This is a genomic window from Actinomadura syzygii (genome assembly GCF_008085905.1).
Lineage (GTDB): Bacteria > Actinomycetota > Actinomycetes > Streptosporangiales > Streptosporangiaceae > Spirillospora > Spirillospora syzygii.
Genome location: NZ_VSFF01000005.1, coordinates 585437 through 594850, shown reverse-complemented (window position 1 = coordinate 594850; position 9414 = coordinate 585437). Strand labels below are relative to the sequence as shown.

General features: G+C 72.3%; 6 protein-coding genes and 1 pseudogene. All 7 read right to left on the bottom strand.

What is annotated here, in order from left to right; translation table 11 throughout:
• Positions 1–123 precede the first annotated feature (123 nt).
• Positions 124–807: pseudogene (locus FXF65_RS15415) on the bottom strand (ABC transporter ATP-binding protein); the annotation flags it as partial.
• 71 nt (positions 808–878) lie between these two features.
• Positions 879–1646, bottom strand: a complete 768-nt coding sequence (locus FXF65_RS15410; RefSeq protein WP_148350587.1) for an ABC transporter ATP-binding protein — start codon at positions 1644–1646, stop codon at positions 879–881.
• Positions 1643–2884 carry an ABC transporter substrate-binding protein gene (locus tag FXF65_RS15405; protein ID WP_148350586.1) on the bottom strand — a complete coding sequence of 414 codons (1242 nt, stop codon included), beginning with the start codon at positions 2882–2884 and terminating at the stop codon, positions 1643–1645. The genes FXF65_RS15410 and FXF65_RS15405 overlap by 4 nt, the downstream gene beginning before the upstream one ends.
• Before the next feature lie 184 nt (positions 2885–3068).
• Positions 3069–3899, bottom strand: coding sequence for an LLM class F420-dependent oxidoreductase (locus tag FXF65_RS15400; RefSeq protein ID WP_148350585.1), 831 nt, complete (start codon positions 3897–3899; stop codon positions 3069–3071).
• A gap of 188 nt (positions 3900–4087) precedes the next feature.
• Positions 4088–5473, bottom strand: a complete 1386-nt coding sequence (sucB, locus tag FXF65_RS15395; RefSeq protein WP_148350584.1) for a 2-oxoglutarate dehydrogenase, E2 component, dihydrolipoamide succinyltransferase — start codon at positions 5471–5473, stop codon at positions 4088–4090.
• A 38-nt stretch (positions 5474–5511) separates the two neighbouring features.
• Positions 5512–7266: a hydantoinase B/oxoprolinase family protein gene (locus FXF65_RS15390; RefSeq protein ID WP_148350583.1), complete on the bottom strand. Its 1755-nt coding sequence runs from the start codon at positions 7264–7266 to the stop codon at positions 5512–5514.
• Positions 7267–7268: 2 nt separating this feature from the next.
• Entirely contained in the window at positions 7269–9392 is a 2124-nt protein-coding gene (locus FXF65_RS15385) for a hydantoinase/oxoprolinase family protein (RefSeq protein WP_148350582.1), read from the bottom strand.
• Between the last annotated feature and the right edge of the window lie 22 nt (positions 9393–9414).

Sequence of the window (9414 nt, the reverse complement as noted above, 5' to 3'; positions counted from 1 at the left end):
CCGAGTGATCTACCGCTGCTGGCTCGACGGCGTCCCCTACGACCCCACCAGACACGGCGCCGCAGCGGCCCGAACCAAGCAAGCGATCACTCCATCTGCCGCTTGAGGTTGACACAGGGGGTGTCATCGGCGCTCGGCCCCCTTGAGTCCGAAGTACGCCTCGATGAGCAGCTCGTCGGCCTTCATCTCCGCGGCGTCGCCGTCGAGGACCTTCTCGCCGAGCTTCAGGCAGCAGGCGCGGTCGACGAAGTCGAGGGCCCGCCTGGACGACTCCTCCACCACGATCAGGCTCTGCCCCGCCTCGCGGAGGCTTCGGAGCACGGTGTACACCTCGTTTCCCATCTTCGGCGCGAGGCCCAGGCAGGGCTCGTCCAGGACGAGCAGCTTCGGCGCGGCCATCAGCGCCCGCCCGATCGCCAGCATCTGCTGCTGGCCGCCGGACAGGTCGCATCCCCTGGACGTCCGCCGCTTGGCGAGGACGGGGAACGTCGTGTACACCCGGTCGAGCACCTCGCGCTCGTGGCCGCGCCGCTCGGCGGTCGACATCCGCCGCCGCAGGCAGGTGGCGCCGATCAGAAGGTTCTCCTCGATCGACAGGGTCGCGAAGATGCCGCGTCCCTCGGGGGCGAGCGCGATCCCGAGGGCGGCGCGCTCCTCGGCGGGCAGGCCCGTCACGTCCTCGCCGCCGAACCGGACGGTGCCCTCCCACGGGGCGAGCAGGCCGGAGATCACCTTCATCAGCGTCGACTTGCCCGCGCCGTTCGCGCCGAGCACGGCGACGGCCTCGCCCGGGGCGACGGTGAGGGAGACGCCCTTGAGCACCTTGGTGGCGCCGTAGCCGACCACGACGTCCGAGACCTCGAGCAGTGGTCGCGTGCTCATTCGGCCCCCAGGTACGCCGTCACGACGCGCTGCTGCTTGAACGCCCCCTGCGGCTCGCCTTCGTAGATGACGGTGCCCTCGTCGAGGACCTGGACCCGGTCGCTGATGCCGAGGACGAGGTTCATGTCGTGGTCGATGACCAGGACGCCGCACCCCCGCTCGCTCCGGATCTCGTCGATCAGCTCCCGCAGCTCGGCGGTCTCGCCGTCGTTCAGCCCGGCGGCGGGCTCGTCGAGCAGCAGCACCCGCGGGTTCCCGGCGAGCGCCCGCGCGATCTCCACCCGGCGCTGCGTGCCGTACGAAAGGTTGGAGACGACCTCGCGGGCGACCTCTTCCAGGCGCAGGCTCCGCAGCAGGCCCTCCACGTCCTTCAGGGACGTCGCCCCCGAGGAGGCGTTGAGGCCCACGAGCACGTTCTCCCGCACGGACAGTTCGCCGAACAGCTTGAGGTTCTGGAACGTCCTGGCGACGCCGCTCTTGGCGCGGCTGGCCCGGGACGCGCGGGTGATGTCGCGTCCGTCCAGCCGGATCTCGCCCTGGTCGATGCGGAGCGCGCCCGAGACGCAGTTGACGAGCGTGGTCTTGCCCGAGCCGTTCGGCCCGATCAGGCCCAGCACCTCGCCCGCCGCCAGCGCCAGGTCGACGCCGTCCAGCGCGGTGAGCCCGGAGAACCGCTTGACCGCACCGGTCACCCGCAGGAGCGGCGCCCCCGCCTCGCGCCCCGAACTCCGGGTCCGCGAGGCGGGCGCGGGCGCCGAACTCACGCCGCCTCGTTTCTCATCGCCGTCGCGTTGTAGCCGGTGACGGACTTGAGCTTGCCGCCTTCGAGGCCGACGATCGTCGGGCTCCAGACGGCGTAGCCGTCCTTCCAGTGGTCGAGGGTGCCGCCGGGGACCTTGAGGCCGCGCTGCTCGCGGATCGCCTTGGCGGCCGACGCGGCGTCGGTGACGTCCTTGCGCTGGAGCGCGGTGTCGACGGCCAGGAAGGTCTGGTAGGCGCCCGGGGCGTTGGCCTGCTCGGGGAAGTGCCCGAACATCTTCTGGTACGCCTCGGCGAACCTGGTGATGGCCGGGTCGGTCTTCGGGTCGACGCCCGCCCCGTCGAAGTAGACCTGGGCGGCGTAGTAGATCTTGTCGGCCCGGCCGGTCCCGACGAGCTTCGGCAGCTCCCGGGTCTGGAGGGTGATGTTGCCGAGCACCGGCGTGTCCACTCCGGCGGCCCGGAGCTGCTTGACGAAGGTGCCGACCGCCGGGAAGACCGCCAGGGCCTGGACGACGTCGGGCTTCGCGGCCTTGATCTTGGAGATCGTGGAGCTGAAGTCGGACTGCCCGCCGAGCGAGTCGACCCGGTCGACCCCGCTCACCTTGCCGCCGCCGCCCTCGTACAGCTTCCGGTAGGCGGTGTCCTGCTCGGTGAAGTAGGCGAGGCCGGGGTCGAGCACCTGGAAGGTGGTCCGCCACTTGCGGTCCTGGGAGAACTTGGCCTGCGCGAGGCCGAGTTCGGTGGTGGTGATCCCGCCGGTGAAGAACCGGTCGCCGACGGCCTTGCCGAAGACGGTGGACGAGGCCGCGAGCGACAGGGTCAGCAGTCCCTCCCGCTGACCGATGCGGGCGGCGGCGACACCAGTGTCGAAGTCGTCGGCGACGACCAGGATCTGCGCGCCCTTGGCGATGAGCGACCGCGCGACCTGCGCGGCGACCGCGGGGTCGGACTTGGTGTCGCCGCTGACGGTCTCGATCTTGCAGCCCTTGATGCCGCCGCGGGCGTTGATCTCCTGGATGGCGACCTGGAGCCCGCGCTTCCCGGCGACGTCGAAGAACGAGGCGAACCCGCTGTCGGCCTTGGCGACGCCGACCAGGATCTTCCCGTCCTTGCAGGCGAGGGAGCCCGCGCCGCCCTCCTTGCGGTCGGACGCGGTCGAGCACGCCACCGCCCCGACCAGCGTCGCTCCGGCGGCGACCACTGCCGGCCACCGGCGCCTCATGAGGTGTGGATGCGCCATGTCTCCTCCAGGTTCGATCGACATGCGTGCGCATGTTCGCGAAGTGAAATCACGCTAACGCGCGGGTTTTCCGCGGTCAAGGTTGTCGAGTCTCTGACATCAGTGCAGGAAGAGGCGTCAATACGGGTGATCCGTAGTCGCCTTGGGGCGGCAGAGGATTCACCATACGATCGCCTATTCATTTTCATTGCCCGTCGAGGTGCAGGGCGGCGCGGAGTTCGGCCACCCGCCGCCGGGCGCCGTCGGCGTCCCCGGGAGGCAGCCAGAAGACGCACCGGTGCGCTCCCGCCTCCGCGTAGCGGTCGACGTCGGCGGGGTCGCAGCCGTAGACGGTCACCGGCGCGCCGGCCCACCCCGCCTCGCGCGCCCGCTCGCGGTACTCCGCGATGCGATCGGGCAGGTCGGGGGCCGGTTCGGGCAGCCACTCGGTCCCGTAGGACAGGACGCGGTCCAGAACGGTCGGGCCGTTGCCGCCGATGAGGATCGGCACCGGGGACTGGACGGGCTTGGGCCACGCCTGGATGCGGTCGAACGACACGTACGGGCCCTCGTAGGTGGCGACGTCCTCGGACCAGATCGTCCGCATCGCCTTGATGCGGTCGGCCATCACCGACAGGCGGCGTTTGGGGTCGGTGCCGTGGTTCTCCAACTCCTCGCGGTTCCAGCCCGCCGCGACGCCGAACAGGAACCGCCCGCCGGACAGCAGGTCCAGCGTCGCGACCTCCTTCGCCGTGGTGATCGGGTCCCGCTGGGAGACCAGGCAGATGCCGGTGCCGACCCGCAGCGTGGTGGTCGCGCACGCCGCGGCCGTGAGCGCGACGAACGGGTCGAGGGTCCGCGCGTACTCGGGGGGCACGTCACCGCCCTCCGGCTTGAAATGCGCCGTGCGCTCGACGGGCATGTGCGTGTGCTCCGGAAAGAACAGCGACTCGAACCCGCCGTCCTCGGCGAGCCGGGCGAGATCCGCGGGCGTCAGGCCCTGATCCGTCGCGAAGACGGCGAGACCGAACTTCATCGGGAAACTCCTGGTGGAAGGGTCGTCCAGTGGTCGCAGGGCGCCTGTGGTGCGCCATGCGAGCATGGATGCGTGATGTGAGCGGGGCCGCCGCCGGGTGCGGTGGGTGCGCCCGGCGGGGCGGTGTGCGGCGCGGTGTGCGGCGCGTGTGTGGCGCGGCCTCCCGGGGCCGCCCGGGAGGCCGCCGTTCAGATGCCGGGGCCGGTGGTGGGCCCGCCGTCCGCCAGGCGCTCCGCCACCGCCGTCAGGAAGCGCGCCGCGTCGGCGCCGTCGATCAACCGGTGGTCGTAGGTGAGCGCGAGGTAGAGCATCGACCGCACCGCGACGACCTCGCCCAGCTCCGGGTGCGCCACCGCCACGGGCCGCCTCGTGACCGCGCCCGCGCCGAGCACCGCGACCTGGGGCTGCGCGATGACCGCCGTGCCGAACAGGGCCCCCTCCGCGCTCCGGTCGTCAAGCGTGAACGTGGCGCCGCCCAGGTCATCGGGGACGAGGCGGCCGGTTCGCGCCCGTTCGCCGAGATCGTCCAGCGCGCGGGCCAGCCCGGCCAGGTTGAGGTGCCCGGCGTCCCGGACGACCGGCGCCACCGGCCCTCCCGGCATGTCGACCGTGACCGCGAGGTGCGTCCCGTCCGGGTGGACGATCACCTTTCGGTCCAGGTCGACGCGCGCTCCGAGGAGCGGGTGCGCCTTGAGCGCGCTCAGCGCGGCGAGGGCGAGGAAGGGCCGCAGGGTCAGCTCGACGCCCTCGCGCGCCCGGAAGGACGCCGCGGCCGCCTCGCACGCCCGCACGGTCTCGGTGACGTCGACCTCCACGACGGTGGTCAGGTGCGCGCTGGTGCGCAGCGACTCCAGCGCGCCCGCGGCGAAGGCCCGCCGCGCCGCCCCCATCTCCGCAACCGCCCCTGCCCGCGCCCCCTGCGAAACGGGCTGGGTGACCGCCACCTGCGGGATGGGCGGGGCGACCGCCACCTGCGGGACGGGCGAGCCGACCGCCGTCTGCGGGACGGGCGGGGTGGCCGCCGTCTGCGGGACGGGTGCGAGCGGTGCCTGCGGGGCGGGCCGTGCGGCTGCGAGGACGTCGTTCCGGCGGATGCGGTCACCGGTTCTGGACGGGCGCAGTGACGCCAGGTCGACTCCGTGCTCACGTGCGAGCGTGCGGACGAAGGGCGTCACGTACCCCCCGGAGCCCGTCCGCCCCCGATGCGCGACGCCCGCGTGGGTCCGAGCGGGTGCCACCGGGTGCGGAACGGACGCCACGGGTTGCGGAGTCGCCGCGATCGGTTGTGCGACCGGAGCGAGCGGAGGCGGTGCGGCGGGTGGTGCGGCCGCCGGGGCGGATTCGGTGATGGTTGCGAGCTGGGTGCCCGTGTCGACCGTCTCGTCCTCCTGGACCAGGATCGACTGGAGGATTCCCGAGGCGGGCGAGGGGATCTCCGTGTCCACCTTGTCGGTCGACACCTCCAGGAGGGGTTCGTCGGCCTCGACGGACTCGCCCACGCCTTTCAGCCAGCGGGTGACGGTGCCCTCGGTGACGCTTTCACCGAGTTGCGGCATGGTGACGGGGACGTCCATGCGCGGAGCCCTCTTTCAAAGAAAGCCTTGGAAGGCGGTCAACTGGACGCTTGCTCCGCGCGCAACCGCGCTGTGGCAGCTTCATCGATCGACAGGTCCGCGCTCAGGGAGACGCGGTAGACGTCCCGCGCGCGCTCTGGGCTGATCCAGCCCTCGCGCACGTCCGCCCGGACGTGTTCGGGGTCGCGGTCCGCCGCGGGCCCGTACCCGCCTCCACCAGCGGTGATGGACACGATGCGCTCGCCGTCCGCGAGTTCGACCAGGCCCTGCGAGGACAGTTCGGTGAGCTCGCCCGCGCGGTCGCGGCGCAGGTGCCGGGTGAGGCCGCCCGCGCCTCCGCCGCGCACGCCGAGCGCCGGGAAGACCGCGCCGTCCGATCCGTAGACCACGGTCATGGACGTGCCCACCGGCCCGTACTCGACCTCCGCCGACGGGGCGCCGCGGAACCGTCCCGCGCCCTCGGTGTCCTGGACGAGCCGCTGCCTGCTCACCCGGATGGGGTGCGTCATCTCCGCGATCTCGACGCTGTCGCGGCGGAGCATGCCCGCGCAGCCCACGTGGAAGATCGTCAGCCAGGCGTCCGACCACGGGGTGGCGGCCCCGCCGGTCACCGCGAGGAAGATCTGGTTGACGAACGGCCGCCCGCCCGACCTCGGGTCGACGCCCGACACGACCGCCGCCGCCGCCGGGATGACGGCGCCGCACTCGGCCAGCCCGATGCCCTCGGCCAGTTCCGCCATGCCGCGCTGGACGGCGTTGGTCACCCGGTCGGCCAGATTGGTGGTCGCCGCCGAGCAGCTGTGCGGGTGGACGGGGACGCCCACGGCGCTGCCGTCCCGCAACCGGACCTTCACCCGGCGCAGGCTCCCGGCGTTCGGCGGCACGCCCTCGCCGATGGAGTTGAAGACGCCGATCAGGGCCGCCGTCGCGGCCGTCGACTCGGTGAGGTTCAGGCCGTTCGGCAGGCAGTCGACGTTGTCGGTGAGATCGACGTGGATCTCCTCGTCCGCCGACCGGATGTCGATGCCGATCTTGATGTCCAGGCCCTCGGGGATGCCCGGGAACGGGTCGTGCCTGGTGTGCAGGTCCAGCCGTCCGGCGGGGAGTCCGGCGATGGCGTCGCGCATCCGGCCCTCGCTGTAGGAGAGCCACTCGTCGACGAACTCCTGGAGCACGTCCCAGCCGAGCTCGTTGCCCAGTTCGAGGATGCGGCGCTCCCCGAGGCGGACCGCGCCGATCAGCGCGAGGTAGTCGCCCCACCACTGGTCCGGCACCCGGACGCGGAGCCGCAGCATGCGGAGGATGTCGTCGTTGTCCTGGTAGTCGGCCTGGACGCGGCAGGCGTCGAACAGGAGGGTGCCCTCCTCGTAGACGTCGCGGGCGTCCGTCATGTAGGTCGTCGGCTTGGAGTTGCCGCAGTCGGCCTGGTGGGCCTTCGCGAGGACCGAGAAGCGGTGCACGCCCTCGTCGTCGACGACCGGCACCAGCATCGCGTGGTCGGCGGCGTGCGAGTTGCCGTTGTACGGCGAGTTGTGCAGGTACGCGTCGCCGCGCCGCATCTCGGGATGGAAGCGCAGCACCGCCTTCGAGATCAGGTCGGGCCCGCTCATCATGTGGATGGGCAGGCTCTCCGCCCCCATCACCAGCTCGTGGTCGGCGCTGACGATGCAGCAGGAGAAGTCGTGGGCGCTGTTGAGGACCCCCGACCGGCTGGACCGGAAGACCGTGTTCATCATGGCTTCCACGACCACGTTCAGGCGGTTGCTGATCACCGCCATGCGCACGCCGTCCATCGTCACTTGCCCCCTCGTCCGCTGGTGCCCGCGTCCATGTTCGAGACGTCTGCCGGGGCGGCGGCCGCCCCCGTCCCGGGGACGACGTGGATGGTGCCGCTGGCGCGGCGGCTGAACGTCGCGCCGTCGTCGACGACGATCGTCGTGGTCGCCGACTCGACGATCGCCGGTCCGCGCAGCTCGGCGCCGACCGGCACCGACTCCAGCCGCCAGACCTCCGCGCTCACCGGGCCGACGCCCGGCAGGTAGATGTCACGTTCCAGGCGGGCGCCGTCGCCGGTCCCGGCCTCGGGCAGGACGGGGTCGGTGATGCGGCACCGCGCCCTGACGTGCCAGCTCTCGAACTCGATGGGCGAGCCGGGGTCGTCGACGGCGAAGGCGTCGCGGTGCACCTCGTGGAACGCCTTCTTCAGCCGTTCGAGCCCTTCGGCGTCCAGCGACCCCTCCGAGCCGAGCTGCACTTCCAGCTCCCAGACCTGGCTCGGATAGCGCGCCTCGACGGAGAACTCGACGGACGTCTCGACGGCGCCCGCGCCCGGCCCGGCGATGAAGTCCCGGGCCCGGACCGCGAGGTCGGAGAGAACCGCGTTGACGCCCGCGAAGTCGAACGCCTCGCTGGTGGTCCGGAACGTCGTCTCGAAGCCGCGCGACAGGTCGGAGATCAGCGCGCCCGCCGCGCTCAGCGCCGGGCCCATGATCGGGACGATGACCTCCCGGCAGCCGAGCCGCCGCGCGATGGCCACGGTGTTGAACCCGGCCGCGCCGCCGCCCCCGACGAGGACGGCCTGCGCGACGTCGATGCCCTTCTGCCCGCTGATCTCCTCGATGGCGCCGACCATGCGCTCGGTCGCGAGCCGGTAGACGGCGCCCGCCGCCTCCATCACGTCCAGTCCGAGGGGCTCCGCGATCTGGGTCCTGATCGCCTCGCGGGCGGCGTCCAGGTCGAGCGCCGAGCGCCCGCCGAGGAAGTAGGCGGGGTCCAGGTAGCCGAGGACGAGGCACGCGTCGGTCATCGTGGGGCTGGTGCCGCCCCGCCCGTAGCAGACCGGGCCGGGGTCGGCGCCCGCGCTCTGCGGCCCGACGTGCAGGAGCCCGCCCGCGTCCACCCACGCGATGCTGCCGCCGCCCGCGCCGACGCTGCGCACGTCGACGGACGGGAACCCGGTCATGTGGCCGCGGAACGGCTCGCCGATCCAGGACTCGCGCGTCCACGGGATCCGGCCGTTCCTGACGACGCTGACGTCGTAGCTGGTCCCGCCGGTGTCGGCGACGATCGCCATGGACGCGGTCGTGTCCAGGTCGGCGAAGAACCGTCCGGCGACGGGGGCCATCGCGGGGCCGGAGTTCAGCGAGTGGATCGGGGACGCCGCCACGTCCTCGGCGTCGAGCGCCCCGCCCGCGGAGGTGACCATGAGCACCCGGCCGGCGAAGCCCGCGTCCCGCAGCCGCCCCTGGAGTCCGCTGATGTACGCGGTCATCAGCGGCTTGAGCGAGGCGTCGATCGCGGTCGCCGAGGCGCGGCGGTACTCCCGGACGCAGGGGTTGAGCTGGTGCGACAGCGTCACCGGGACGTCCGGCAGCAGCTCCCGCAGCAGCTCGCCCACCCGCAGCTCGTGGACGGGGTTGGCGATGGACCACAGCAGGCAGACGGCGACGGCCTCGACCCGCTCCCGGCGCAGCCTGCCCGCCAGGTCGGCCACGGCCGCCTCGTCCAGCTCCCTGACGACCTCGCCCTGGGCGCCGACGCGCTCGGGGATCTCGAAGGTGAGCGAACGCGGGACGTACGGCTCCGGGTACGGCTGCCGCTGGTTGAAGATGTCGCGCCTGCCGCCCTCGCGGAGCAGGAGGATGTCCGGATGGCCCTCGGTCGTGAGGAACGCCGTCCGCGCCACCTTCTTCGTCAGGACGGCGTTCAGCCCGCGCGTGGTGCCGTGGACGAGCATGGAGCCCCGCTCCAGCAGCTCTTGCCGCGTGCAACCCCGGTCGGCGGCGGCGACCTCGAAGGCGTTGAGAATGCCCTGGATCGGGTCCGAGGGCACGGTGGAGCTCTTGTGGACGCTCAGTCGGCCCTCGTCCTCGATGACCAGGTCGGTGAAAGTGCCACCGGTGTCTACTGCAAACCTCATGGAGACGTTCCTGCTCTCAGGT